This window comes from Nonomuraea sp. NPDC050227 (assembly GCF_044459705.1).
In the GTDB taxonomy this organism is placed as follows: Bacteria; Actinomycetota; Actinomycetes; order Streptosporangiales; family Streptosporangiaceae; genus Nonomuraea.
The window spans coordinates 436,264-460,322 of record NZ_JBITJF010000003.1 but is presented as its reverse complement, the minus strand read 5'-3'; the positions used below and the strand labels follow the sequence as shown (position 1 = coordinate 460,322).

Sequence of the window (24,059 nt, the reverse complement as noted above, 5' to 3'; positions counted from 1 at the left end):
CGCGACGTGGACCCGGCGGACGTCGACAGGCACGTCACCGACATCTGGAACACCGTGCTCGGCGTCGGCCCGGACGAGGCCGGCGCCACCTTCGGCGAGCTCGGCGGCACGGCGCTCGCCGCGCTGCGGATGGCCGCCCGGATCGAGGACCGGCTCGGGGTGGCCGTCGAACCGGCCGTCCTGCTGTGCGAGGGGACGCTCGACGCGCTGCTCGGCCAGGTCAGGGCCAGGGCATCCTCGGAGATGTAGCCGCCGCGGCGCCGTTGCGACAATCACCAGCAGACCTTGAGGAGGGACGGCCCATGACCGGCGGACTCAGCCTCGCCGAGCTTCGCGAGAAGGTCGGCGACATCTGGAACGAGGTGCTCGACGTGCCCGAGGGGCTGGAGGCGGCGACGTTCTCCGACCTGGAGGGGGAGTTCGCGGCCGCGGCGCGGCTGGTCGGGCGGATCAAGGAGGAGCTGGGCATCGCCATCGACGTCGGCGACGTCTTCGACGCGGACCCGAACCTGGAGGCGCTGGTCGAACGCGTCGCCCTGGACGCGCACGTGCCGATGGCGGTGTAGCCTCCGCGATCTCACCCGGGTTCCCTCGGGGGCCCGGGTTTCCGCGTGCTCCAAGAAGGGTTCAGGCGGGGAGCGGGCCGAGGTGGTCGGCGTCGGCGGGGAGGGCGGCGTCCTCCAGGGCGCGCGCGCAGCCGCACGTACGGGTGCGCGGCAGCCGGGACACGGTCGCCAGCACCAGCGCCCGCAGCCGGTCCAGCCCCTCGTGGAAGATCGTGAACAGCTCGTCGCGCCGCGCGCCGGAGCCCACGCCGAGCCCGGCGTCCAGGTCCGTCACCAGCGCGACCGGCACGTAGCACAGGGCCAGCTCGCGGGCGAGCGCCGCCTCCGGGCAGGCCGTCATGTCGAGCAGCGACCACCCCTGCGCGGCGTACCACTGCGCCTCGGCCCGGCTGGCCAGGCGCGGGCCCTCGACCACCACCGTCGTCCCGCCGTCCACGCAGTCCTGGCCGGTCGCCGCCGCGGCGTCGAGCACCGTCTCGCGGCCCACCGGGCAGTACGGGTCGGCGAACGGCACGTGCACCGCCGCGTCGTCGAAGTACGTCCGGACGCGTCCGCAGGTCCGGTCCACGAGCTGGTCGGGCACCACCATCACGCCCGGCCCCAGCTCGGGCCGGAGCGAGCCGACCGCGCACGGCGCGATGATCTGGCGCACGCCCACCGAGTGCAGCGCCCACAGGTTGGCCCGGTAGTTGATCCGGTGCGGCGGCCGGCGGTGGTCGCGCCCGTGCCGGGGCAGGAAGGCGACCGTGCGGCCGCGCACCCGGGCCAGCGAGAGCGGCGCCGACGGCTCGCCGTACGGGGTGGTGAGCGCGACCTCCCGGGCTCCGTCGGCGACCGAGGAGAACCCGCTCCCGCCGATGATCCCGATCTCCGCGCCGATTCCGTTCATGATCAGCCTTTCGTCGCCGGTGCGGCCGGGACCCGGCGTAGGTGATCCGCCCGGCGGGAAGAGCCGTCCGGGCATCAGGAGCATCGTGGCCTCCCGGCGCGTCCGGGGCATCTCCTGGATTGCCCGACCGGTCCCGACGCCGCACAGCGAAAGAACCCGCCACGCCCGGCCGTGGTTATTCTCGGAAGCGAACCTCCGTCGCGCAGGTCATCGGAGAAGAATGCTCGACGCGAAATCTTGGATGATCTGTGTCCGGGAAATTCGAGTTTTCCCGCCGCCGAGATGTGGAGCAATTCCATGCCCAAAGTGATTCGCGTGCCGAGGCCGAAGAAACCGCGTACCCCCGTGACCGCACTCGACCTGCGCACCCCCGCCGGGCGCCGCCTGCCCTACTAGGAGGCCCCGGTGTCACGTCGTTTGTTCACCTCAGAATCGGTCACCGAAGGCCACCCCGACAAGATCGCCGACCGGATCAGCGACGGCATCCTGGACGCCCTGCTGGCCAAGGACCCGGGCAGCCGGGTCGCGGTCGAGACGCTGATCACCACGGGCATGGTGCACGTCGCGGGCGAGGTCACCACGCAGACGTACGTGGACATCCCCGGCCTGGTCAGGGAGACGATCCTGCAGATCGGCTACGACGCCTCCCAGAAGGGCTTCGACGGCGCCTCCTGCGGCGTGTCGGTGTCGATCGGCACCCAGTCGCCCGACATCGCCCGCGGCGTGGACGACGCCTACGAGCACCGCGGCGCGGCCGCCGCCGACGAGCTGGACCGGCAGGGCGCCGGCGACCAGGGCCTGATGTTCGGCTACGCGTGCGAGGAGACGCCCGAGCTGATGCCGTTGCCGATCATGCTGGCCCACCGGCTGGCCCGGCGGCTGGCGGAGGTTCGCAGGTCCGGGACGGTGCCGTACCTGCGGCCGGACGGCAAGACGCAGGTCACCGTCGAGTACGAGGGCGACCGGCCGGTCCGCCTGGACACCGTCGTGCTGTCCACCCAGCACGCCGCGCACGTCGACCTGGCCGACATGCTGACCCCCGACGTCACGCGCGAGGTCGTCGAGCCGGTGCTGGCCGAGGCGGGGATCGACACCACGGGCCACCGGCTGCTGGTCAACCCGACGGGCCGGTTCGAGGTCGGCGGCCCGATGGGCGACGCGGGCCTGACCGGACGCAAGATCATCATCGACACGTACGGCGGCATGGCCCGGCACGGCGGCGGCGCGTTCTCCGGCAAGGACCCCTCCAAGGTGGACCGGTCGGGCGCCTACGCCATGCGCTGGGTGGCCAAGAACGTGGTGGCCGCGGGGCTGGCCGGGCGCTGCGAGGTGCAGGTGGCGTACGCGATCGGCAAAGCGCGGCCGGTGGGCCTGTTCGTGGAGTGCTTCGGCACCGAACGGGTGCCCAGGGAGCGCGTCCACGACGCCGTGCGCGAGGTGTTCGACCTGCGCCCGGCCGCGATCATCCGGGACCTGGACCTGCTGCGTCCCATCTACGCGGGCACCTCCGCCTACGGGCATTTCGGCCGCGACGAGTTCACCTGGGAGCGGGTGAACCGGACGGAGGAACTGCGGGCGGCGGCCGGACTCTGACCATGGGCCCGGTATACACTCCGGAAAAAAGAAAATGGCTGGAAACGGCGGCGGGAAGTCAGCTTCCTGCCGCCGTTCCGCATTTCGAGGGACGCCGTGGCGGCACATCATGGAAACAGCCTCAAAAAGCTGCGAGAAATTCGGAGGTCGCCGTGCCGGTCGTTTCAGAGATCGAGCCCTACCCGATGCCGGACGCCGCCGAGCTGCCGCCCGCCGCGGTCGCCTGGACGCCCGACCCGCGCCGGGCCGTCCTGCTGCTGGTCGACCTGCAGCACGCCTGCCTCGACCTCTTCCCGCCCGGCGAGGCGCCGCTCACCGACCTGGTGCGCAACGTGACGGCGCTGCGCGAGCTGTGCGCGCGCCTCGGCGTGCCCGTCGCCTACGCGGCCCAGCCGGGCCTGCTGACCGGCGAGCAGCAGGGGCTGGCCAAGGACTTCTGGCGGCGCAGCGACCGGCTGGAGCCCGCCCGGCGCGGCTTCCCCGAGCCGATGGCGCCGGGACCGGGCGACTGGGTCTTCACCCGGCGGCGCTACAGCGCCTTCCACGAGACCACCCTGCTGTGGTGGCTGCGCGAGTCGGGACGCGACCAGCTCCTCATCGCCGGCGTCTACGCCCACATCGGCGTCCTGACCACCGCGCTCGACGCCTTCACCCACGACATCCAGCCGTACGTGGTGGCCGACGCCGTCGCCGACCTCACCGCAGCCGACCACCGGCAGGCGCTCGGCTACGTCGCCGGCCGCTGCGGCGTCACCCTGACGACCAAGCAACTGCTCGCCGGACTGCCGCGCAATTTGTGAGTTGTCAGGCGCGGGATCGCAGCGGACACTGAACTCGCGATCTCCCGGAGCAGGCGCAACCGAAGGGGACCGAAGACCGTTCGCCGGCGACCTCGCCGTGCCGGGACGACGCGTGACCGACGATCCCGGAAGCCGAGGTTCCCCGCATGGCCACCCACACGGTGTCGACGTCCGGCGGCCTGTTGAGCGCGCTCAACACCCGCTACCACAAGCCCGCCCTCACCCTCTACCTCGTCGTCGTGCTCGCCCACTGGGCCGAGCACGTCGCCCAGGCCATCCAGGTCTACGTGCTGGGCTGGCCGCTGAAGGAGGCGCGCGGCGTCCTCGGCCTGCCCTTCCCCTGGCTGGTCAGCTCCGAGTGGATGCACTACGGCTACGCGCTGCTGATGCTCATCGGCCTGCTGATGCTGCGCTCCGGCTTCACCGGCAGGTCCCGTACGTGGTGGAACATCTCCCTGGGCATCCAGGTCTGGCACCACCTGGAGCACCTGCTGCTGCTCCTGCAGGCGCTCACCGGGAACAACCTGGCGGGCCGTCCGGTGCCGACGAGCATCATCCAGCTCCTCGTCCCGCGCATGGAGCTGCACCTGTTCTACAACGGGCTGGTCTTCGTGCCCATGGTGGTGGCCATGCTCCTGCACCGCAGCCCCCGTCCGGCCGAGCGGGCCGACATGCGCTGCGCCTGCGCGGTGTCGCCCGCGTGATGGCGCGCTCCGGGCGCCGCGGGGTCTCCCCGGCCTTCTCCTTCGCGCTCAGCCTGGTGGCGGGCTTCCTGCTGTTCCTGACCGTGCCGAACCTCGGCACGGTCGTCCGCGCCGCCCGCGCCGACGGCGTGCCCGGGGTTTTCGTGCCGCGAACGCTGGCGTGCATCACGCATCCGGGGCACGAGTCCTGCGTCTGGACGGGCGACTTCCGCTCCGACGACGGGACCACCGGCCGGACGGGCGTCGAGATGTACGGCAGCGACCGCTACACCCACCGGGCCGGGCAGCCGGTCCGCGCGGTGGACATCGGCTCCGGCGGCCGCGTCTACGGGCCGGGCGGGTCGAACGAGTGGGTCTTCAGCGCCCTGCTCCTGGCCGTGGCGCTGGGCCTGCTGTGGTTCCTGCACGCCGGTTCGCTGCGGCGGCTGCTTCCCGCGTCCACGCGGCCCGGGCCGGCACCGGGCCCGGAGGCCGCCGGCCGCTCAATGGCGGCCGGCGACGGCGTCGGACAGCAGAGCGCTGAGCGGGCCGGGCGCTGAGACCATCGGCCAGCAGCCGGTGTCCAGGGTGTGGAAGTCCCAGGACGGCGCCGCGCGCAGCGCGGACACGTCGGGCGACAGGCTGCCCTGGAAGTGGTCCAGGTCGCACACCACGTAGCTGGCCCGCTGCCGCTCCAGCGGCGTGCTGAGCACGGCGGCCTCGGCCACGGCCCGGCCGGGGTGGCCGACGAACCGGGCGGCCAGCCAGCGCGCCTGCGCCGCCGTGAGGCCCTGTCCCTCGGCCACCAGGGTGTGGTCGGGGGCGGGCCAGCGGCCCCCGCCCGACTCGATCAGGCGCAGCTCCTGCTCCCGCTGCCGGTCGGGGAAGGCGTGCAGCATCGAACGGCCGTCGTGCGGCAGGAACGCCTCGACGTAGACGGTGTGGGCGACGCGGCCCGGCGCCCGGTCGGCGACCTGACCGGCCACCAGCCCCGAGTAGCTGTGCCCGACGAGCACGACGTCGCGCAGCCCCTCGTTCTTCAGCAGGGTCAGCACCTCGTCCACGTGCGTCTGGAGGCCGACGCCGGCGACGTCGTCGCGCGGCCCGGACAGGCCGCGCAGGGTGACGGCGCGGGCGTCGTGCCCGAGCAGGCGCAGCCGCCGGACGACGGGCTCCCAGATCCACGCGCCCGACCAGGAGCCCGGCAGGAGGAGGAAGGTCCTTCGCATCTGGATCGTCCTCCTCCTCACGCGACGCCGGCCAGCGGCCCCGGCAGGGGGCCCCGTGCGAAGTCTGCCCGCGCGGCGGGCAGGTGGAACTCCACCGCCTCGACCGGGCGGCCGGTGATCACCGCGACCGCGGCGACGTAGCCGCGGCCCGGCGACAGGACGCGGAACCGCAGGCTCTCCGGCGGGATGTCCAGCGGCCAGCTCAGCAGGGCCGGGTCGTCGGCCGGCCCGCTGACCGCCACCTCCGTCGGAGGCACCCGCAGGCCGTGCCCGGTGGCCTTGAGCGCCGCCTCCTTGCGCACCCAGACCTTCGCGAACGCCTCGTACCTGTCCTCCTGGGGGAACGCCTCCAGGACGGCCAGCTCGGCCTCGGTGAGCGCGCAGCGGGCCAGGTCGTCCACCGGGTCGGCGGGCACGGCCTCCACGTCCACCCCGAGCGGCCCCTCGGTCGTCACGGCCACCGCGACCCGGTCCTCGGAGTGCGAGACCGACACGTGCAGCGGGAAGCCGGGCGCCCGGACCTGCGGCTTGCCGTGGTACCGGGTGCAGTCGGGGCACGACCGGTCCACCACGACGTCCTCGGGACGGACGCCGAGCTGCACGGCGCTCGCGGTGCGCAGCAGCCACGAGCCGGTCAGGAAGCGCCTGCGGTCGGGCTCGCGGCGGAACCGCGCGGCCCGTTCGAGCTCGGGCTCGCTGAGCACCGACAGCAGGGTCCCCTCCGGATGGTCGCGCGGGCCGGCCCACCAGACCTGGCACTCTCCTGGCGCCACCACAGATGCGATCACTGGTCTTCCTCCCTTGCGGCTGTGCTGCTGTGGGACAGGACGCGGCAGGCCACCAGCTCCCACCGGTCCACCTCGGGGTTGGCGAGGGTCTGCGTCACCTCGGCGCGCACCTGCGCGCTGGTCAGGGGCTCGTCCACGCGCATCCGGATGACGATGTCCCCGCCGGCCTGGGTGAGGTCCTTGTGCCAGTGGCCCGGCAGGAGCGCCATGATGCGGATCCCGTCGATCGGGGAGCCGAGGATCGGCATCCCGCGCACCTGGCGCATCGTCACCTGGATCAGCATGGCTTCCTCGTCGCCGTGCGGCGTGAAGGGGCGAACATGGGGTCTCATCTCCATCTCGTCTGCCGGAGGTCTGTCTCTCGTACCTCCACTGTGGGATCCGGGAAGGGCGCGATCCAGGGATGGGGACGTCAGGAAGCTGCAGGCCGCCGCCGCATGCTGTCACCGGGCCCGCCCGGCCCTGGTCCCTGGTCCTAGGCCCAAGGTCCCGGGCCACGCTGACCGGACGGCCGATCCCGCGGGCCGCGGCGGACGGCATAGTCGTCCCGGAGACGACGCGGAACACCTGGGGAGGGGCGATGACCGGACCGGACGGCCCGAGCCCGGGCGCCGCCCACCCCAGTGCCCTCAGGGGGTGTGCCAACAAATGTCCGCCGGTTCCGGTGCAGCCATGACAGGCCACCGGACCCCGTACGGACGAAAGGCACATCCATGTCCATCACCCGCTCCCCGGACCGCATCCGGCGGCCGGGATGGAGCCTCGCGCTGCTCGCGCTGGGGCATCTGATCATCAGTCTCGACTTCACCATCATCTACGTGGCCCTGCCGGACATCGCGTCCGACGTCGGCTTCACCGCGCACACCCTGCAATGGGTGGTCACCGCGTACGCCGTCCTGTACGGAGGCTTCCTGCTGTTCGGCGGACGCCTGTCCGACCTGGCCGGGCGCCGGCGGATGTTCGTGCTCGGCATGGCGCTGTACGGCGTGGCCTCCGTGCTGGGCGGCCTGGCCACGGCGCCGGGGGTGCTGCTCGCCGCGCGCGCCGTCCAGGGCCTGGCCGGCGCGGTGCTGTTCCCCGCGGTGCTGGCCCTGGTCAACACCGCCTTCGCCGAGGGCAGGGAGCGCAACCGCGCGCTGACCGTCTGGGCCATGGCGGGCGCCGGCGGGCTCACGGCGGGCGCGCTGGCCGGCGGGGTGCTCACCCAGGCCCTGGGCTGGCAGGCCGTGTTCTACGTCAACGTGCCGCTGACCGCCGTGGGCGTCGCCGCCGCCTTCGCCCTGCTGCCCCCCGACGGCCGCGCCACCCGGGGCAGCGTGGACGTGCCCGGGACGCTGACCGGCACCGCCGGCATCACGCTGCTGATCTTCGCGGTCGCGCACGGTTCGGAGGCGGGCTGGGCGCGGGCCGAGGTGGTCGCGGCGGCCGTGCTCGCGGTGGTGCTGGTGGCGGTGTTCCTGCGCCTCCAGGCCCGCGGCCGGACGCCGCTGATGCCGCTGCGGCTGTTCGGCAACCGCGCCCTCAGCGGCGCGGTCGTGGTCATCCTCCTCTTCGGCCTGACGATGCAGGCCGTGCCGTACTTCCTGACCCTGTACCTCCAGGACGTCCTCGGCTTCGACGCCCTGGAGACCGGCCTGGCGTTCCTCGCCCCGACCCTGTCGATCACGGCCGGCAACTTCCTCAGCGAGCGGCTGGTCCACCGGCTCGGCACCCGCGGCACGCTGATCGCCGGCATCCTGGTCAACGCCGCAGGCGCCGTGCTCCTGGCCCCCGGCTTGCAGGGGGACGGGGCCCTCCTCACCGTCCTGCCCGGGGTCGTCGTCATCGGCCTGGGCATGGGCATCACGTACGAGGCCATGTGGATCGCGGCCGGCACCGGCGTCCCGGCGGACGAACAGGGCCTGGCCTCCGGGGTGGCCTCCACCGCGCTGCAGGTGGGCACCGCGGCGGGCCTGGCGGTCCTGGTGGCGGTCGCCAACCAGGGCATCGAAGGGCTGGCCGGGCAGGCCCTGCGCGACGCCTCCGCCCAGGGGATGCGCGCGGCGGTCCTCGTCCTGGGCGCCGTCATGCTGACGGGCGTCCTGGCCGCGCTCAGGCTCCCCGGGCAGCGCGCCCGGACGGCCGCGGCCGTCCCCTGCGCCGAGCAGGGGAACTGACGGGAAGCCCTACAGGGGAAGGTTGCCGTGTTTGCGCGGCGCCACGTGCTTGCGCTTGTCGCGCAGCATGGCCAGCCCGCGCGCCACCGCCGACCTCGTCTCCACCGGGTCTATGACGGCGTCGACCAGGCCGCGCTCGGCCGTGTACGCCGGATGGACCAGCTCGCGGGTGTACTGCTCCAGCAGCTCCGCCCGCCGGGCGGCGGGGTCGGCCGCGGCGGCCAGCTCCTTGCGGTGGATGATGTTGACCGCCCCCTCGGCGCCCATCACCGCGATCTCGTTGGTCGGCCAGGCCAGTGACAGGTCGGTGCCGATCGACCGGGAGTCCATCACGATGTACGCCCCGCCATAGGCCTTCCTGACGATGACCTGGACGCGCGGCACGGTCGCCTCGCAGTAGGCGTACAGCAGCTTGGCGCCGTGCCGGATGACGCCCGCGTGCTCCTGCTCCTTGCCGGGCAGGAAGCCGGGCACGTCCACGAGCGTGACCAGGGGGATGGAGAAGGCGTCGCAGAACCTGACGAACCTGGCGGCCTTCTCCGCGGCCGACACGTCCAGCACGCCGGCCAGCACGGTCGGCTGGTTGCCCACCACGCCGACCACCTGGCCGTCGATCCGGGCCAGCGCGCAGATCACGTTGGGCGCCCAGCTCTGGTGCAGTTCGAGGAAGTCGCCGTCGTCCACCACCTCGGCGATGACCAGCCGCATGTCGTACGGCTTGTTCGGCTCCACCGGCACGATCTCGGCCAGCCGGGGCCGGGCGTCGCCGGCCGCGGCCCGCGCGGGCAGCGCCGGCGGGCGGCTCATGTTGTTGCTCGGCAACATCGAGACCAGGTCGCGCACGGCGGCCAGGCAGCTCTCCTCGTCGTCGTGCACGAACGTGGCCAGCCCGGACCGGCTGGCGTGCACCTGCGCGCCGCCCAGCTCGGCGTGCGTGATGCGCTCGCCGGTGACCGCCTCGACCACGTCCGGGCCGGTCAGGTAGAGCTGGGCGGTGTCGCGCACCATGAACGTGAAGTCGGCCAGCGCCGTCGAGTACGCCGCCCCGCCCGCGCACGGGCCGAGCACGACGGCGATCTGCGGGATCACCCCCGACGCCTGCACGTTGCGCTGGAAGATGCCGCCGTAGCCGTTGAGCGACAGCACGCCCTCCTGGATCCGGGCCCCGCCGCTGTCGTTGAGCCCGATGAACGGCGACCCGCTGGACAGCGCCAGGTCCATCACCTTGTGGATCTTCTGGGCGTGCGCCTCGCCGAGCGAGCCGCCGAAGACGGTGAAGTCCTGCGCGTAGACGAAGACGCGGCGGCCGTCGATGGTTCCCGATCCGGCCACGACCCCGTCGGTGTGCGGCCGCTGGGCCTCCATGCCGAGCCCCTGGGCCCGGTGCCGCCGGAACATCTCGATCTCCAGGAACGAGCCCTCGTCCAGCAGCAGGTCGAGCCGTTCGCGCGCGGTGCGCTTGCCCAGCGCGTGCTGCCGCTCCACGGCCTGCGGGCGGCCGCGCGCGATGTCCTCGCGCGCGCCGGCGAGCTCCTCGCGCAGGCGGTCCATGGCCGACGGCGGGGCTTCCTGGAGGACCTCGGGGGAGATGGTCATCGTTTCCTCCTCGGACTCTTCCGGTACGTCCAGTTAAGGAGCGATGGCCGTTTCCTGTCACCTCCTGCAGTGCTTGACCGCGCCGGACGTGGCAGGAAGCGGAAACGCCCTGCAGCTTGCTGCCTCGCCGAAGCCTGGTTCGCGCCCCCGCCGCGGCGCAAAGTTGGAAGTGCAAGGGAACAGCGACACGAACCGCCGAGAAAGAGGCAGTGAAATGACGAACAGCATTGTTGCCAAGAGGATTTCCCAGTGGATTATCGCGATTGTCTCCGGAATGCTCCTCTGGGCCGTCGGCGCCACCGCCGCGCAGGCCGCCGCCGCTGCCGCCGACACGGTGGTGCCGCAGGCGGACGGCAACACCTGGCCCGCGCCGGCCGGCACTGACGGCAACACCTGGCCGCTGCCCACCCCGCTGCCCTCCCCGCAGGGCAACACCTGGCCGTAAAAAGCCCCGACACCGGAAAGGAATTGACCGTGAATTTCCCCGAGGAGGTCTGCCCATAGACAAAGGCCGAACACGAGAGAACCCCCGCGACCGGGTCGCGGGGGTTCGTCATGCCGTCCGGCGAGAAACGACGGAAGAAACGCGTCAGATCCAGTTCTCCTCCTTGGCGCGCAGCGCGGCCTGGAAACGGTTGACCGCGCCGAGCCTGGCCATCAGGTCGGCGACGTAACGGCGGTAGGTGCGCACCGAGATGTCCAGCTCCCTGGCGGCGATCTCGTCCTTGTCGGCCGTGGCCATGACCGCCAGCACCCGCTGCTCCATCTTCGACAGCGTCGGCTCCTCGCCGGGCGGGTCGAGGTGGTCGGCCAGCGGCACGGCCGCCTTCCACAGGCCCTCGAAGTAGATGACGAGCTGCGAGATCAGGCCCGGCTCGCGGACCAGCAGCGCGCCCGTGGAGTGCGCCTTGGGATCGATCGGGACGACGGCCACGCTGCGGTCGTACATGAGCATGCGGTCCATCGGCTGGTCGGTGACGCGGATCTCGGCGCCCAGGTGCGCCAGCTCGCGCAGGTACGACACCATGCGCTGGTCCTCCAGCGCCTTGGGGTGGAAGATCTCGCGCAGGGCCAGGCCGCGCCGCAGCGAGCGCGTGTCGAGCGGCAGCGCCGACTCGATCATCACCTCGTTGAACGGCCCGCCCGGGTGCAGGCAGAGCGTCTCTTTGTAGGAGAAGAAGGCCAGGTCGTCCAGGCGCTGGCGGACCCGCGCGCCGCTCTCCACCCGCTCGATGTCCAGCACCGCGTTGGAGCGGTCGCCCTCCCGCTTGTCCTCCAGGAAGCTGGAGATGGCGTCGCGGGCGCCGAACACCCGGCGGATCTCCGCGTTCAGCTCCTCCAGGCGCTGCTCGACCAGACGCTCGATGGCGATCCGCGGCTCGGTCGCGGTGACCCGGTGGCGGTCGTTCAGGTCGAGCATGGCGAGCCGGTCGAGCGTCTCCACCGCCGACTCCACCGTCTCGGGATCGAGGTCCAGGGCCTCGGGCACCGAGCCGACGCTCTCGCCCCGATGGCGCAGGAAATAGCGGTAGACCGCCTCCGCTTCGGGGGTGACTCCAATGACGGACAGATCCACGCCCCACCTCCCGGGGGTTCGGCGGCCGGAGCTTGCACTTCCATTATCGGAATCCGGACGGCCGGCGCTCCTCGCAGGTTGCGGTGTCCGCGGAGGTCAGGGCACGGGACAGGGCAGCACGGTGGCCCCGGACGCGGCCCGGTAGCACGCGGCCCCCGGGCACAACACCTTGACGACCTCGCCGCCGGCCCGCACGGCGACCGGCTCGTGCCCGAACCGGCGCGCGGCGATCTCCGGCCAGCCGGACGGACGCAGCCCGCTCACCTCGTCCACCAGCCGCGGATCGGCGTCGACGGCCAGGCGCTCCAGATGGGCGGCGTAGTCGCCCTCCCGCTGCCACACCGCGAACCGGCGCAGGCAGTCGGGCAGCTCCAGCGTGCTCCACGGCTGCGCCCTGGCCGCCATCGCGCGCAGGAACGCCTCGCACACGGCCGACTTCACGGTACGGCCGGCCGCCGCGGCCAGCGTCGCGCCCTCGCCGCCGACGGTCACCAGGGCGACCCGGAGATCGGGCACCGACAACACGAACGCCGACATCCGCAGCCCCAGCCCCGAGGCCGCGGCCGTCACGCCGGGCGGCAGCAGACGGTCCAGCGAGCCGGAGACCCGCAGCAGCGGCTCGCGCGGCTCGGCCCACCAGCGCGCCACCACGTCGTGGGCGACCACCTCGGCGATCGCCTCCGGCACGCCGCTGTCCACCACGCCGCTCGTGGCCGGCTCGATCAGGCATTCGTGCCCGCCCGTCCACACCACCTCGACGGGCAGCCGGTAGCGCCGCCCGCTGAGCAGGCCGGTGCCGGGCACGTGCCGCCGCAGGCTCGCGGGCGGGTCGGCGACGAAGTCCGACAGGCGCAGCTCCGTACCCGTCCACGCGGGCCGGGGGCCGTCGCCGGGCAGGCGGCGCAGGCGGCGCAGGCGGCGCAGGGCGGCGAGCCGGGCCAGGGCCCGCGCCCGGCTCTGGGCCTCGTAGCCGGCGAACCCGGCGACGATGACGGCGAGCTCGTCCTGCGGGGATTCGGCGCAGGCCAGATGGACGGCGCCGCCGAGGCAGTCGGCCATCGGCGCGGCCATCGGCGCGGCCATCGGCGCGGCCGCCGTCTCACCGGCCGTCTCACCGGTCATGTCACCGGTCATGTCACCGGTCGTGTCACCGGGCGCCTCACCGGTCGTCTCCGTCACCGGCCACGAGCCCGCGGGCGTGGATGCCATCGCTTCTCCTCCGCAGCGCGACGGCCGTCGCGGCCGCCGCATCCCCAGTACACGCGCGGCCCGGCGGGCCCGTCAACGCCGCGGCGGCCATCCCGCAATCCGGGAGAAACCCGTCAGCAAGCTGCCACGACCGCCAGCTTGCTGACGCCTCCCGACCCCCTGCGGACGGCCCGCGCCCGGCACCGTGGAAGGCGGAACCAGCCCGCGAGCAGAGCAGCGAGAAGGCATGTCATGGACTCTTTCAACATCGCCGCCCGATTCCTCGACCGCGCCGACGGCGCCAGGACCGCGCTCGTCACCCGCCAGGGCCGCGTCGACTACGCGACGCTGCGTGCCCTGGCCGACCGCGCCGGCAATGCGCTGCGCGAGCTCGGCGTCCGCCGCGGCGACCGGGTGCTCATCGCCGCCGACGACAGCGTGGAGTCGGTCGCCACCTGGTACGGCGCCCAGAAGATCGGCGCGGTCACCGCCGAGGTCTACACGTTCCTGCGGCCCAAGGACTACCGCTACTTCGCCGGCTACGCCCGTCCGCGCCTGGTGGTGGCGGGGCCGTCGGCGCTGGAGAGCCTGCGCGCGGCGGGGCTGACCGGTCTGCTCGTCACCGGCGTGCCGCGCCACCTGCTGCGCCCCGGCGAGCACCACTTCGACACCCTGGTCGGCGCGCAGGAGGCGCGCCTGGACCCGGTGCCGGTCGCCGCCGGGGACGTGGCGCTGTGGAAGTTCACCACCGGCAGCACCGGCGCGCCGCGCGCCTGCGTGCTACCCGCCAGGAGCCCGCACGTCAGCTTCGACTCCTACGCCCGCGGCGTGCTGGACCTGCGCCCGGACGACGTGGTCCTGCCCGTGCCCAAACTGTTCTTCGGCTACGCCCGCGACCTGACCGCCCTGTTCCCCTTCGGCGTCGGCGCGGCCGGCGTGATCTTCCCCGAGCGCAGCCGGGTCGAGACGATCTTCGAGCTGATCGCCGAGCACCGGCCCACGGTCCTGGTGAACGTGCCCACGATGATGAGCGCCATGCTCGCCCACCCCGACGCCGGCCGGCAGGACCTGAGCTGCCTGCGGCTGTGCACGTCGGCGGGCGAGGCGCTGCCCCCGGAGCTGCACCGCCGCTGGAGCGACACCTTCGGCGTGGAGGTGGTGGACGGGCTCGGCTCCTCCGAGGCGTACCACATCTTCCTGTCCAACCGCCCGGGACGGGTCCGGCCCGGCACGCTCGGCCAGGTCGTCCCCGGCTACCGCGCCCGCGTCGTGGACCCCGAGGGGCAGGAGGTCCCCGACGGCGAGACCGGACGGCTGGAGATCACCGGCGACGCCGTCGCGCTGGAGTACTGGCAGGACCCGGAGCGGACCGCGAGCACGTTCGTGGGCGGGCGGACCGTGCGCTCGGGCGACCTGGTCACCAGGGACGCCGACGGCTACTTCCGCTACCGGGGACGGGCCGACGACCTGCTGAAGGTGGGCGGGTCCTGGGTCGCGCCGGCCGAGATCGAGAACTGCCTGCGCGAGCACCCGGCCGTGGTCGAGTGCGCGGTGGTCGGGTATCAGCTGCGCGGCCTCACCCGGCCGCACGCGTACGTGGTGACCTCGGCGGCGGTCGAGGCGGCCGAGCTGAAGGCGTTCGTCCGGGCCCGGCTGGCGGCCCAGAAGTTCCCCCGGCGGATCACGTTCGTGGAGCGCCTGCCGCAGACGGCCTCGGGCAAGGTGGACCGCCGCGCGCTGGAGGTCGGGACGTGAGAAGCGGGCGCGCCCGGGACTGGGGGAGTTCCGGACGGGCGCGCCCGCGGTTCGGGAAGGCTTCTCAGGCACCGCTTCTCAGAGGCGGCCTGTCAGACGCCGCTTCTCGGACGCCGCCTGTCGGACGCCGGTTCTCAGACGCCGGCGCGGGCGAACTGGCCGGGACGCCGGCCGGCGCCCGCCGGTCCGCGGTAGGCCTGCGCGATGTCCAGCCAGCGGTCGGCCTCGGCGCCGGTCGCCGTGACCGCCACGTCGGCGCGGTGCCGCCGCCTGGTCACCAGCAGACAGAAGTCCTCGGCCGGTCCGCTGATCCGCTGGGCGGCGTCCTCGGGGCCGTAGGCCCACACCTCGCCGGAGGGGCCGGTGATCTCGAAGCGGAACTCCTCGGCCGGCGGGGTCAGCCCGCGCGACAGGTAGCCGAAGTCCCGGGTGAGCACCGCGAAGACGACCAGGTGCCGCAGCCGGTCCGTGCGCTCCAGCCGCACGCCCAGCGCGTCGGCGACGTCCTGCCCGTGGGCGAAGGTCTCCATGATGCCCGCGCACGCCAGCACGATCGGCGGCAGCGGGTTGACCAGCCACGGCACGACCTCGCCCGCGGGCACGGCGGCCAGACCGGCGTGCACCTCCGACCGTCCGGCCCGCCACTTGGCCAGCAGCGTGTCCGGCGAGTCGTTCTCGAACGCCTTGAGCGCGGCGTTCACCGCGCCGTCGAAGTTCTTCTCCGCGCCGGCCGTCATGGCCGCGAACGCCTCCGCGTCGGTGGCGGCGGCGGTGGCCAGGCGGAAGATGAAGGCCAGGTGGGCGATCTGGTCGGCGATCGTCCAGCCCGGCGCGGGGGTGGGCAGCTTCCACTGCTGGGCGTCCAGGCCCGACACCAGCGCGTCGAGCTGGTCGCCGTCGGCCGCCAGGTCGTCGAGCACTACCTCTAGCTCGGTCACGTCCTCGTTCCTTTCAGTCGGCTGTCGATGCGGTCGGAAGCGGGGTGGCGGGCAGCCCGGACCAGACGCCGGTCCGGCGGGCGGCGGTCATGGCCGCCCAGGAGGCCGCCTCGACGAGCGCGGCGTCGGCGTCGGCGAGCGCGGCCGGGCCCGGCGTCGCGGCCCGGAACTCGCCGACCGTGCGCGCGTCCACCTGGTGGGAGGCCAGCGCGGTCAGCAGCGCCAGCCGGGCGGCCGGACGCTGCGCGGGCGGCAGCGCGGCGGCGGCCTGACCGGCCCAGCCGCTGCCGGGGCCGGGCGGGACGCCGTCCCAGCCGGACACCCGCTCGGCGACCAGCTCGCGGACCGGGACGGGCAGCCGCCGCGCGCCGCCCTCCTCGATCGCCGCCGCGGCCCTGGCGAACGCCTCCCCGAGCCGCGGGACGCCGCCCGCCCAGGCCAGGTCGTCCGGCAGCGGCGCGCCGGGCAGCAGGCCCAGCGAGCCGCCGGGGGCCGCGGGCCGCCGCGCGGCGGGCCGCATGAGCGCGCCGAACACCCGCAGCGCGGGCCCGCGCGCCGCGCCCGGCAGCTCCGGCGGCAGCGGCGAGTCGCCGAGGAACACGTTGACCATGCGGTTGAGGTACTGGAAGGTCACCGCGACCGCCACGAGCTCCACGGCCGCCGCCCCCGTCACCGGCGGCCCGCCGGCCCCGGGGGCGGCGCTCGCCCTGGCCCAGGCGGCCAGCGGCCGCAGCCCGGGATCGGCGGGGGTCAGCGCGCGCAGGGTCGCGCCGTGCACGTCCACGCAGTACGGGCAGGCGTTGCCGGCCGAGACCTCCCGCGCCACCAGCTCCCCGGCCACCCGCCCGGCCGCCCCTGCGGCCAGCAGCGACTCGCGCAGGACCAGCCAGCACGCGGCCAGGGCGCGCGGCGCGGGGGAGTGCAGGGCCACCGGCGGCGCGAGCATGCCGAAGTCCCGCTCGACCTGCTCGTACACCCGGGCCACCAGGCCGCGGGCGGCGCCCGGCCGCACCGGGCGGACGTGCCGCACCTGGGCGAGCGCGCCGGGCGCCGTCATCCGGCTGAGCAGCCGTCCCATCGCCGGCGCCCTAACCGCGCAGCGCGGCGGCGGCCAGCGACGCGGTGGCCCGGCGGCCGGCGGTGGAGCCGTCCGGGGCGGGCGCGCCGTAGGAGACCTGCACGCCCCGCTCCCGCGCGGCCCTGACGATGCCCGGCACGGCCCGCTCGGCCAGCGCGGAGATGGTCATCGCCGGGTTGACGGTCAGCGCGCCCGGCACGGCCGAGCCGTCCGTGACGAAGATCCCCGGGTGCCCGCGCAGCTCGTGCCCGTCGTCCAGCGCCGAGGTGTACGGGTCGTCGCCGATCCGGCACGAGGCCAGCGGATGCACCGTGTACGCGCCGACCAGGTCGTTCGTCCACGGCGTCACCGTGGCCAGCCCGTCGTGCTCCAGGATCTCCTTGCACTCGGCGTCGGCCATCGCCCAGGCGGCCGAGGTGTTCGCGGTCGGCTTGTACGACAGCCGGCCGACGCCCAGCATCTGCTGGGACACCCGGTCGGCGTTGCCGCGCACGGGCGGCGGCCCGAAGACGCCCTCGTTGTCGTCCTCGATCATCTGGAAGATGATCAGCCAGGACCGCCAGCGTTCCAGCATCTCCTTCTTGCGCAGCCCGAACCACGCCGGGTCGGGGCCGCCGGCCAGCGCGAGGATGGTGCCCAGGCCGGGCGGGAAGTAGAGCTGCTCCAGCGAGTAGCGGGTGTACTCGGGCAGCGAGCCGTCCAGCCGGTCCCAGTTGGCCACCGTCGGGCCCTTGCCGATCTGGTTGGCCGCGTACGCCAGGCCGTCGCCGCGCTCCAGGCCCAGCACCTCGCGCACGCGCTCCTCGTTCAGCACGGCGGTGTTGAGCCGCTCGCCGTTGCCGGAGAAGTAGCGGCCCACGGCGTGCGGCATCGCGCCGAGCGCGGCCTCGCTGCGCTGCAGGATGACCGGCGTGGCGGCGGCGCCGGCGGCGAGGACCACCACCTTGGCCTCGATTGTGCCCTCGCCCTCGGTCAGGCGGTAGTCCTCGCCATGGACGATCTTGTAGTGCACCCGGTAGGAGCCGTCGTGCGTGCGCTCGATGCTCTGCACCTCGTGCAGCGGCCGGATCCGGGCGCCGTGGGCGAGCGCCGCCGGCAGGTAGTTGACCAGCAGCGACTGCTTGGCGTCGAACCGGCAGCCGGCCATCATCCAGTTGCAGTTGACGCAGGATCCGGTGTCCACGGCCGCGGGCACGGGGTTGGCGGTGCGGCCCGCGTGCCGGCAGGCCGCCGCCCACAGGCCGCCGGAGTAGGAGACGTCCTCCCAGCCCTGCTGGGTGATGGAGATCGACTCGGCGACCCGGTCGTACCAGGGGTCGAGGGTGTCGCGGCTGATCGCGGCCGGCCACATGCGGCGCTTGATGCTGCCGCGGCGCTCGAAGACGAAGCGCGGCGCGCGCGGCATGGCCGCGAAGTAGACCACGCTGCCGCCGCCCACGCAGTTGCCGCCCAGCACGCTCATGCCGTCGCCGACGGTGAAGTCGAAGATGCGGGTGTAGGACGAGCCCAGCTTGAAGTCGTGCTCGTAGTCGGCCGACTCCAGCCACGGGCCGCGCTCCAGCATGACCACGTCGGCGCCGCCGGCGGCCAGGTGGTAGGCGGGGATCGCGCCGCCGAAGCCGCTGCCGATCACCAGCACGTCGGTGCGTTCGACGCCGTTCATGCGGGGCTCCCTGAAGCTGTCGTGTCCGGGTGGAGGTCGGCGAGGGGACGGCCGTAGGAGTAGGCGGGGAAGCGCCAGAGCCCGTCCGCGTCCGGCGGGGCGATGCCCATGGCGGTCAGGCCGGGATGCCCGGCCCTGATGGCGTCGGCGGTGTGCAGGTGGGCGGCGGAGTCGTAGGCCATGTAGCAGAACAGCACCAGCAGCACCCACAGCGCCTTCTCCGGGTGGCCGGGCGCGGTCAGCGTGCGCACCAGCGCGCCGCGCTCCTCGAACGGCAGGGCCACGAACGCCGGCACGCCCTCCTCCAGCACGATGCCGTGCTGGTCGGCGTGGGCGCGGGCGTGCTCGTTCAGCGAGCGGGCGTAGTCGTCCAGGCCCTCGGTGACGCCGGTGGCGTCCCATTCCAGCAGCTCGACGGCGCCGGCCGCGACCGCGCCGCCCGTCGGGCTCATGCCCGCCACCGCCCGGTCGTCCGGACCGCGCTTGGGGCCGGGCACGATGGTGTCCGCGAGCGCCTCCAGCGTCTCCACCCTCGTCTCGTAGAGCAGTGGACCCATGGGTACTCCCTCGTTCAGGTCGGCTTTCGGTCGGTACGGTCGGCGGGGTCGGTGCGCGCCAGCGCGGCCCGCAGGGTGCTCAGCGCCCTGACGGTCTGGCTGCGGACCGTGGAGGACTCGTTGCCCATGACCCGGGCGGTGTCCTCGGCGCTGCGCCCCTCCCAGAACCGGAAGAAGATCGTCGCCCGCTGCCGCGGCCCGAGCCTGGCCAGCGCGCCCATCAGCACGATGCGCTCGCCCACCAGGTCGTAGGGGTCCAGCGCCGCGGCCGCGTCGGGCGGCGCGCCGCTGAGCACCTCCCGCGACCAGCGCAGCGACCTGCGGTCGCTGATGAGCAGCCGCCGCATGATCTGCCGCGCGTACGCCTCGGCGCGGTCGCGCCGGTCGAGGCCGTCCCAGTGCCGGTGCAGCGCCAGCAGAGTGCGCTGGACGAGGTCGTCGGCCTCGTGCCAGTCGTCGGAGAGCCGGAAGGCCACCCGGCGCAGCATGGGCCTGGCCTCCCGCGCGAAATCAGCGAATTCCTGCCCCCGTACATCGGCCATCACCCTCACCCCCGGAACACGGCCGTGCAATTTCCGCTTTCTTCGGCATGCTCAGAATTGAATGCGCGGTGCGCCGCAACAACCCCTAACGGACGCCCCCGCGCCCTTATCCACAAAGGCTCCGCCGCCACCCCCTATTCGCCCCTACGGGACCCCTGTTTTTCTCGCCGTACGCTTCCCGGTCGTTCTCGCGCGCATACGCTCGCGGCGTGAGCGCCTCCGGTGCGGCATTACTGGCGATCAGCGACCTCCATGTCGGATTTCCCGAGAACTGGGCGGCCGTCGAGGAGCTGCGCCCGCGCACCGCGGACGACTGGCTGCTGGTGGCGGGGGACGTCGCCGAGCGGCTGGACGCCTTCGAGCGCACGCTCGGCCTGCTCGCCGAGCGCTTCGCCAAGGTGGTGTGGGCCCCGGGCAACCACGAGCTGTGGACCACGCCCGGCGACCCCGGCCTGCGCGGCGAGGAGCGCTACCGGCGCCTGGTGCAGATCTGCCGGCGTCTCGGCGTGCTCACGCCCGAGGACCCGTACGCGGTCTGGACGGGGGAGGGCGGCCCGGTGGCCGTCGTCCCGCTGTTCCTGCTGTACGACTACAGCTTCCGCCCGCCCGGCACCACCCGGGAGCAGGCGCTCGGCCTGGCCCGCGAACAGGGGGTGGTGTGCAGGGACGAGTTCCTGCTGCATCCCGAGCCCTATCCCAGCAGGCAGGCGTGGTGCCGGGCCCGGGTGCGCGAGAGCGAGCTGCGGCTGGACGCGCTCGACCCGGCCCTGCCCACGGTCCTGGTCAACCACTTCCCGCTGCTGCGCGCCCCCACCCGCGTGCTGCGGCACCAGGCGCTGGCGCAGTGGTGCGGCACCGAGCAGACGGCCGACTGGCACCTGCGCTTCCGCGCCGCCGCGGTCGTCTACGGCCACCTGCACATCCCGGGCACGAGCTGGCACGACGGGGTGCGCTTCGAGGAGGTCTCGCTCGGCTACCCGCACGAGCGGCGTCCGCACCACCGCGACGGCCGGGCGCTCAGGCAACTGCTGCCGGCCCCCCGCCGCGAATGGGCCCGATAAAAATCGCATTCTCAGAGAAATTGCCGAGATTTCCGAAGATTTCCCAAAAAAGGGCGATTTGTCATGCAGCGTACTGCGCGCCCGAGAGCGTGTACCAGGTGGCAACCGAAAGGCAATGCATCCGGAGCGCCGAGGAATCGTCGCGCCCCCCGGGAATTCTCCGGCCGGAGAATCGACGGGGGACGCGCGCCCGAGGGCTTCCGGGTTCCGGGAGACCATATGGACGACGTCATCGAACGAGCGGTCCTGCGGGTCATCGAGAGCATGCAGGAGAACCACGGCGAGCAGCTCACCATTGACGACATGGCGCGGACCGCGATGTTCAGCAAGTTCCACTTCTCGCGCGTCTTCCAGCGCGTGACCGGGCTGTCCCCTGGACGGTTCCTGTCCGCGGTGCGGCTGCGCGAGGCCAAACGCCTGCTCGTGTCCACCTCGCTCAGCATCACGCACATCAGCCACCAGGTCGGCTACTCCAGCGTGGGCACCTTCAGCTCGCGCTTCACCCACAGCGTGGGCCTGTCGCCGAGCAGGTACCGGCAGTTCCTGAGCGTCACGGCGGCGGACCTGGCCGGCGGCGAGCGCGCGTTCGGCGGCCCGGCGGCGACCCTGCACGGCGTCGTGACCTCGCCGCTGGCCGACCGGCCGGTGTTCGCCGGCGTGTTCCCCGGCCAGATCCTGGAGGGCAGACCGGCGAGCTTCACCCTGATCGACCGGCCCGGCCCGTACGTGCTGGAGAACGTGCCCAAGGGCAGCTGGTACCTGATCGCCCAGTCCGTGGCCGAGTTCCGCGAGGACGCCGTGCACCACCCGCCCCAGGGGGACGCCGCGACGTGCATCGCGCGGATCGGGCCGATCGAGGTGGGCGGCGGCGGCAGCGAGCGCGCCGACCTGCGGCTGCGTCCCATGAACGCGCTCGACCCGCCCGTCCTGCTCGCCCTGCGCGACCTGCTGGCCTGGACCGACACCCACACCTGACAGGAGGGGCGGCACGTGCGGAAGGGCCCGCGGACGACGTCCGCGGGCCCTTGCGTGACCTCCGGTCTCTAGGCCGGGCTCACCGTCATCGGCAGGCCGCCGCGCACCCGCAGCGACAACATGGCCTCCGGGACCGCCCGCCGGCCGGGCAGCCCGGTCAGCCGCAGCTCCCGGGTGACCATCGCCAGCACGAACGTGGCCTCCATCATCCCCAGGTGGTTGCCCACGCAGAAGCGCGGGCCCGCGCCGAAGGGGATGTAGGCGTACCGCGGCCGGTCGGCGGGCGCGCCCGGCTCGAACCGCTCGGGACGGAACGCGTCCGGCTCCCGCCAGTACGCCGGATGCCGGTGCAGCGTGTACGGGCTGATGAGCACGTCCGCGCCCGCCGGGACCCGGTACCCGCCCACCTCGTCGTCCTCCCGCGCCACCCGGGTCAGCGCCCACACCGGCGGGTACAGCCGCATGACCTCCTCCAGCACCGCCGCCGTGTAGGTCAGCCTGCGCAGGTCCTCGTACACCGGCGGCCGGTCGCCCAGCACCGAGACGGCCTCCGCCCGCACCCGCTCGCGCACCTCCGGATGCCGGTCCAGCAGGTGGAAGGCCCACGACAGGGTGCTGGCCGTGGTCTCGTGCCCGGCCAGCAGCACCGTGACCAGCTCCTCGCGCAGGCGCTGCCGGGCGGCCCGCGGGTCCTTCCGCAGCCCGGTGGACTCGATCAGCAGCGACAGCAGGTCGCCGCCGCCGGTCGGGTTCGCCAGCCGCTCGGCCACCAGCAGGTCCACGACCCGGTACAACTCCCGCCGGGACCGGCGGAACCGCAGGTGCAGTGGCAGCGGCAGCCACAACGGCACCATGGCCAGCGTCACCATCTCGAACATGGCCTGGTCCTGGACGCCCTCGAAGGCGTGCCCGATCGAGCCGTGCGCGCCGAGGTCGGCGTCGAGCAGGGTGCGGCCGAGCACCCCGAGCGCCAGGCCGGTCATCTCCCCGGCCACGTCCACGGGCCCGCCGCCCACCCGGGCCCGCAGCCGCTCGACCAGGCGGCCGGCCTCCTCGGCCAGCACGGTGTCCTGCTGGGCCAGCCGCTTGTTCTGGAACAGCGGCTGGATGGTCCTGCGCTGCTGCCGCCACCGCTCGCCGTCGCTGGTCAGCAGCCCGTCGCCGATCACCCGCCGGGCCTCGGCCAGGCCGATGCCCTTGCGGTAGTTGCCGCTGTTGTCGGCCAGGACGTGCTTGGCGTGGTCGGGATGGTTGAACAGGTAGATGCTCTTCGGGCCGATCGTCATGCGCACCGCGTCGCCGTACCGGGCGGTCGCCTTCGACAGCAGCGCGAGCCGGTCGCCGACCAGCCGCCGGTACAGGACGGGCGCCGCCCAGGGCGGCGGGCCGGGCGGCACGCGGCCGCCCAGCGCCACCGGGCGGGTGCCCAGTGTGGTCACGCCGACACCCCCTGCAGAGCGGGGGAGGTCTCGCCGAAACGGCCCCGGTAGACCAGCAGGCCGTCGCAGTCGTCCCGCCGGCTCAGGGACAGCACCTCGCCGACGAAGATCGTGTGATCGCCGCCGTCGTAGGCGCGCCAGACCCGGCACTCGAAGCGGGCCGCCGCGCCCGCGATGAGCGGCACCCCGGTGACCTCGCCCGGCGTCACCTCGACGTCGGCGAACTGGGCCAGGCCGAGCGGCCGGTAGCGGTCGGCGAAGTGCCGCGCCTCGGCCTCCTGGTGCCCGGCCAGCACCGACACCCCGAACGACGTGGCCGCGGTGATGCACTGGTGCATCACGGCGCCCTTGCCGACGCACACCAGCAGCAGCGGCGGGTCGAGCGAGACCGAGGTGAAGGAGTTGGCCGTCATGGCGTGCGGGACCTCGCCGCCGGTGGTGATCACGGTGACGCCGGTGGCGAACGCCCCGAACGCGTCGCGCAGCGCCTTGGCGTCCGCGACCTGCGGCGCCGGGGCCGATGAGTGGAGTTGCACGGTGACCTCCTGGGTCCGGGTTCTAGGCCAGGTACGGTTCGAGCGCCCTGACCAGGGGCTCGGGGACCCTCGCCGGCGCGGTCTTGGTGTTCGGCCCCCGCATGCAGGCCACTCGCTGCCTGCCGCGGGCGACGAGGACCTCGGGCGCGCCCGGGGTGACCCGGACGTAGTCGAAGCCGAACTCGATCTGCGTCTGCGCCAGCTCGATCAGGCGCATCCGGATGGACAGCTGGTCGAAGGCCGTGATCTCCGCGAAGAACTCGCAGTCGACCTTGAGGGTGAACAGCTTGAGGTCGTCCTGCAGGTCGGCGAGCACGTCGCGGGCCCGTTCCATGAGGAACATCTCCCGGCAGCGTCCCTGCCAGCGCAGGTAGTTGACGTAGTAGACGTTGCCGACGAGGTTGGTCTCCTCGAAGCCGACCGTGTGCAGGTACTCGTAGTAGGTGCCCAT

Annotated in this window: 26 protein-coding genes; 11 read left to right on the top strand and 15 right to left on the bottom strand. The window is 73.4% G+C overall.

What is annotated here, in order from left to right:
• Positions 1-6 precede the first annotated feature (6 nt).
• Together ACIBK9_RS14455 and ACIBK9_RS14450 are read left to right on the top strand one after the other, a co-directional pair.
• Positions 7-249, top strand: coding sequence for a phosphopantetheine-binding protein (locus ACIBK9_RS14455; RefSeq protein ID WP_397158243.1), 243 nt, complete (start codon positions 7-9; stop codon positions 247-249).
• A 53-nt stretch (positions 250-302) separates the two neighbouring features.
• On the top strand, positions 303-566 hold the full coding sequence (locus ACIBK9_RS14450; protein ID WP_352354843.1) for a phosphopantetheine-binding protein: 264 nt from the start codon (positions 303-305) through the stop codon (positions 564-566).
• Positions 567-627: 61 nt separating this feature from the next.
• Here the strand turns inward: ACIBK9_RS14450 and ACIBK9_RS14445 are convergent, their stop codons facing one another.
• On the bottom strand, positions 628-1,455 hold the full coding sequence (locus tag ACIBK9_RS14445) for an S-methyl-5'-thioadenosine phosphorylase (RefSeq protein ID WP_397158240.1): 828 nt from the start codon (positions 1,453-1,455) through the stop codon (positions 628-630).
• A gap of 405 nt (positions 1,456-1,860) precedes the next feature.
• Between ACIBK9_RS14445 and metK the strand changes: the two genes are divergently transcribed.
• The 4 genes from metK (at position 1,861) to ACIBK9_RS14425 (ending at position 5,091) form a co-directional block, all read left to right on the top strand.
• Complete coding sequence (gene metK, locus ACIBK9_RS14440; protein ID WP_387673818.1) at positions 1,861-3,048, top strand: methionine adenosyltransferase; 1,188 nt, start codon at positions 1,861-1,863, stop codon at positions 3,046-3,048.
• 152 nt (positions 3,049-3,200) lie between these two features.
• A complete protein-coding gene (locus ACIBK9_RS14435) occupies positions 3,201-3,848 on the top strand; it encodes an isochorismatase family protein (protein WP_397158238.1) in 648 nt (215 codons plus the stop codon).
• A gap of 146 nt (positions 3,849-3,994) precedes the next feature.
• Complete coding sequence (locus tag ACIBK9_RS14430) at positions 3,995-4,552, top strand: hypothetical protein (protein ID WP_397158236.1); 558 nt, start codon at positions 3,995-3,997, stop codon at positions 4,550-4,552.
• A complete protein-coding gene (locus ACIBK9_RS14425) occupies positions 4,552-5,091 on the top strand; it encodes a hypothetical protein (protein ID WP_397158234.1) in 540 nt (179 codons plus the stop codon). The genes ACIBK9_RS14430 and ACIBK9_RS14425 overlap by 1 nt, the downstream gene beginning before the upstream one ends.
• Here the strand turns inward: ACIBK9_RS14425 and ACIBK9_RS14420 are convergent.
• Genes ACIBK9_RS14420 through ACIBK9_RS14410 form a run of 3 tightly spaced genes read right to left on the bottom strand, consistent with a single transcriptional unit; the run spans position 5,035 to position 6,880 of the window.
• Positions 5,035-5,760 (bottom strand): alpha/beta hydrolase, encoded by a 726-nt coding sequence (locus ACIBK9_RS14420; protein ID WP_358295100.1) that lies wholly within the window; start codon positions 5,758-5,760, stop codon positions 5,035-5,037. The genes ACIBK9_RS14425 and ACIBK9_RS14420 overlap by 57 nt on opposite strands.
• A gap of 17 nt (positions 5,761-5,777) precedes the next feature.
• Positions 5,778-6,548: a 4'-phosphopantetheinyl transferase superfamily protein gene (locus ACIBK9_RS14415; protein ID WP_352354829.1), complete on the bottom strand. Its 771-nt coding sequence runs from the start codon at positions 6,546-6,548 to the stop codon at positions 5,778-5,780.
• The gene (locus ACIBK9_RS14410; protein WP_357982071.1) at positions 6,545-6,880 is read right to left on the bottom strand and encodes a hypothetical protein; all 336 of its coding nucleotides are present in this window, start codon (positions 6,878-6,880) and stop codon (positions 6,545-6,547) included. Before ACIBK9_RS14410 ends, ACIBK9_RS14415 begins: the two co-directional genes overlap by 4 nt.
• Before the next feature lie 381 nt (positions 6,881-7,261).
• Between ACIBK9_RS14410 and ACIBK9_RS14405 the strand changes: the two genes are divergently transcribed.
• A complete protein-coding gene (locus ACIBK9_RS14405) occupies positions 7,262-8,704 on the top strand; it encodes an MFS transporter (protein WP_397158231.1) in 1,443 nt (480 codons plus the stop codon).
• 9 nt (positions 8,705-8,713) lie between these two features.
• Here the strand turns inward: ACIBK9_RS14405 and ACIBK9_RS14400 are convergent, their stop codons facing one another.
• Positions 8,714-10,300, bottom strand: coding sequence for an acyl-CoA carboxylase subunit beta (locus ACIBK9_RS14400; RefSeq protein ID WP_387673805.1), 1,587 nt, complete (start codon positions 10,298-10,300; stop codon positions 8,714-8,716).
• 274 nt (positions 10,301-10,574) lie between these two features.
• Here ACIBK9_RS14400 and ACIBK9_RS14395 point away from each other — a divergent pair, with 274 nt between their 5' ends.
• Positions 10,575-10,745, top strand: a complete 171-nt coding sequence (locus tag ACIBK9_RS14395) for a hypothetical protein (RefSeq protein ID WP_397158228.1) — start codon at positions 10,575-10,577, stop codon at positions 10,743-10,745.
• Between the two features lie 144 nt (positions 10,746-10,889).
• Here the strand turns inward: ACIBK9_RS14395 and ACIBK9_RS14390 are convergent, their stop codons facing one another.
• Positions 10,890-11,876: a helix-turn-helix transcriptional regulator gene (locus tag ACIBK9_RS14390; RefSeq protein WP_357982062.1), complete on the bottom strand. Its 987-nt coding sequence runs from the start codon at positions 11,874-11,876 to the stop codon at positions 10,890-10,892.
• 96 nt (positions 11,877-11,972) lie between these two features.
• Positions 11,973-13,085 carry a hypothetical protein gene (locus tag ACIBK9_RS14385; protein WP_397158226.1) on the bottom strand — a complete coding sequence of 371 codons (1,113 nt, stop codon included), beginning with the start codon at positions 13,083-13,085 and terminating at the stop codon, positions 11,973-11,975.
• A 231-nt stretch (positions 13,086-13,316) separates the two neighbouring features.
• Between ACIBK9_RS14385 and ACIBK9_RS14380 the strand changes: the two genes are divergently transcribed.
• Complete coding sequence (locus ACIBK9_RS14380; protein ID WP_397158224.1) at positions 13,317-14,819, top strand: benzoate-CoA ligase family protein; 1,503 nt, start codon at positions 13,317-13,319, stop codon at positions 14,817-14,819.
• Between the two features lie 134 nt (positions 14,820-14,953).
• Here the strand turns inward: ACIBK9_RS14380 and ACIBK9_RS14375 are convergent, their stop codons facing one another.
• Genes ACIBK9_RS14375 through ACIBK9_RS14355 form a run of 5 tightly spaced genes read right to left on the bottom strand, consistent with a single transcriptional unit; the run spans position 14,954 to position 19,597 of the window.
• Positions 14,954-15,757, bottom strand: coding sequence for a TIGR03084 family metal-binding protein (locus ACIBK9_RS14375; RefSeq protein WP_397158222.1), 804 nt, complete (start codon positions 15,755-15,757; stop codon positions 14,954-14,956).
• A 13-nt stretch (positions 15,758-15,770) separates the two neighbouring features.
• Positions 15,771-16,835 (bottom strand): carboxymuconolactone decarboxylase family protein, encoded by a 1,065-nt coding sequence (locus tag ACIBK9_RS14370; protein WP_397158220.1) that lies wholly within the window; start codon positions 16,833-16,835, stop codon positions 15,771-15,773.
• Between the two features lie 10 nt (positions 16,836-16,845).
• Positions 16,846-18,498, bottom strand: a complete 1,653-nt coding sequence (locus ACIBK9_RS14365) for a GMC family oxidoreductase N-terminal domain-containing protein (RefSeq protein ID WP_397158218.1) — start codon at positions 18,496-18,498, stop codon at positions 16,846-16,848.
• Entirely contained in the window at positions 18,495-19,055 is a 561-nt protein-coding gene (locus ACIBK9_RS14360) for a DUF5987 family protein (RefSeq protein ID WP_352330936.1), read from the bottom strand. Before ACIBK9_RS14360 ends, ACIBK9_RS14365 begins: the two co-directional genes overlap by 4 nt.
• Positions 19,056-19,069: 14 nt before the next feature.
• Entirely contained in the window at positions 19,070-19,597 is a 528-nt protein-coding gene (locus tag ACIBK9_RS14355) for a sigma-70 family RNA polymerase sigma factor (protein ID WP_357982041.1), read from the bottom strand.
• Positions 19,598-19,806: 209 nt separating this feature from the next.
• Between ACIBK9_RS14355 and ACIBK9_RS14350 the strand changes: the two genes are divergently transcribed.
• Together ACIBK9_RS14350 and ACIBK9_RS14345 are read left to right on the top strand one after the other, a co-directional pair.
• The gene (locus tag ACIBK9_RS14350; RefSeq protein WP_397158215.1) at positions 19,807-20,658 is read left to right on the top strand and encodes a metallophosphoesterase family protein; all 852 of its coding nucleotides are present in this window, start codon (positions 19,807-19,809) and stop codon (positions 20,656-20,658) included.
• Positions 20,659-20,877: 219 nt separating this feature from the next.
• Positions 20,878-21,633, top strand: coding sequence for an AraC family transcriptional regulator (locus tag ACIBK9_RS14345; protein WP_358295129.1), 756 nt, complete (start codon positions 20,878-20,880; stop codon positions 21,631-21,633).
• A 68-nt stretch (positions 21,634-21,701) separates the two neighbouring features.
• Here the strand turns inward: ACIBK9_RS14345 and ACIBK9_RS14340 are convergent, their stop codons facing one another.
• The 3 genes from ACIBK9_RS14340 to ACIBK9_RS14330 are packed head-to-tail and all read right to left on the bottom strand — an operon-like array spanning position 21,702 to position 24,059.
• Positions 21,702-23,072 carry a cytochrome P450 gene (locus ACIBK9_RS14340; protein ID WP_397158213.1) on the bottom strand — a complete coding sequence of 457 codons (1,371 nt, stop codon included), beginning with the start codon at positions 23,070-23,072 and terminating at the stop codon, positions 21,702-21,704.
• Entirely contained in the window at positions 23,069-23,608 is a 540-nt protein-coding gene (locus ACIBK9_RS14335) for a flavin reductase family protein (RefSeq protein WP_352329447.1), read from the bottom strand. The genes ACIBK9_RS14340 and ACIBK9_RS14335 overlap by 4 nt, the downstream gene beginning before the upstream one ends.
• Positions 23,609-23,630: 22 nt before the next feature.
• Entirely contained in the window at positions 23,631-24,059 is a 429-nt protein-coding gene (locus tag ACIBK9_RS14330; protein WP_352329445.1) for an acyl-CoA thioesterase, read from the bottom strand.

Excerpts from the sequence above, each read along its gene's own strand:
- ACIBK9_RS14450 (WP_352354843.1), top strand. The coding sequence starts at position 303 with ATGACCGGCGGACTCAGCCTCGCCGAGCTTCGCGAGAAGGTCGGCGAC.
- ACIBK9_RS14445 (WP_397158240.1), bottom strand. The coding sequence starts at position 1,455 with ATGAACGGAATCGGCGCGGAGATCGGGATCATCGGCGGGAGCGGGTTC.
- ACIBK9_RS14430 (WP_397158236.1), top strand. The coding sequence starts at position 3,995 with ATGGCCACCCACACGGTGTCGACGTCCGGCGGCCTGTTGAGCGCGCTC.
- ACIBK9_RS14425 (WP_397158234.1), top strand. The coding sequence starts at position 4,552 with ATGGCGCGCTCCGGGCGCCGCGGGGTCTCCCCGGCCTTCTCCTTCGCG.
- ACIBK9_RS14420 (WP_358295100.1), bottom strand. The coding sequence starts at position 5,760 with ATGCGAAGGACCTTCCTCCTCCTGCCGGGCTCCTGGTCGGGCGCGTGG.
- ACIBK9_RS14410 (WP_357982071.1), bottom strand. The coding sequence starts at position 6,880 with ATGAGACCCCATGTTCGCCCCTTCACGCCGCACGGCGACGAGGAAGCC.
- ACIBK9_RS14405 (WP_397158231.1), top strand. The coding sequence starts at position 7,262 with ATGTCCATCACCCGCTCCCCGGACCGCATCCGGCGGCCGGGATGGAGC.
- ACIBK9_RS14400 (WP_387673805.1), bottom strand. The coding sequence starts at position 10,300 with ATGACCATCTCCCCCGAGGTCCTCCAGGAAGCCCCGCCGTCGGCCATG.
- ACIBK9_RS14395 (WP_397158228.1), top strand. The coding sequence starts at position 10,575 with ATGCTCCTCTGGGCCGTCGGCGCCACCGCCGCGCAGGCCGCCGCCGCT.
- ACIBK9_RS14385 (WP_397158226.1), bottom strand. The coding sequence starts at position 13,085 with ATGGCATCCACGCCCGCGGGCTCGTGGCCGGTGACGGAGACGACCGGT.
- ACIBK9_RS14380 (WP_397158224.1), top strand. The coding sequence starts at position 13,317 with ATGGACTCTTTCAACATCGCCGCCCGATTCCTCGACCGCGCCGACGGC.
- ACIBK9_RS14370 (WP_397158220.1), bottom strand. The coding sequence starts at position 16,835 with ATGGGACGGCTGCTCAGCCGGATGACGGCGCCCGGCGCGCTCGCCCAG.
- ACIBK9_RS14365 (WP_397158218.1), bottom strand. The coding sequence starts at position 18,498 with ATGAACGGCGTCGAACGCACCGACGTGCTGGTGATCGGCAGCGGCTTC.
- ACIBK9_RS14360 (WP_352330936.1), bottom strand. The coding sequence starts at position 19,055 with ATGGGTCCACTGCTCTACGAGACGAGGGTGGAGACGCTGGAGGCGCTC.
- ACIBK9_RS14355 (WP_357982041.1), bottom strand. The coding sequence starts at position 19,597 with ATGGCCGATGTACGGGGGCAGGAATTCGCTGATTTCGCGCGGGAGGCC.
- ACIBK9_RS14345 (WP_358295129.1), top strand. The coding sequence starts at position 20,878 with ATGGACGACGTCATCGAACGAGCGGTCCTGCGGGTCATCGAGAGCATG.
- ACIBK9_RS14330 (WP_352329445.1), bottom strand. The coding sequence starts at position 24,059 with ATGGGCACCTACTACGAGTACCTGCACACGGTCGGCTTCGAGGAGACC.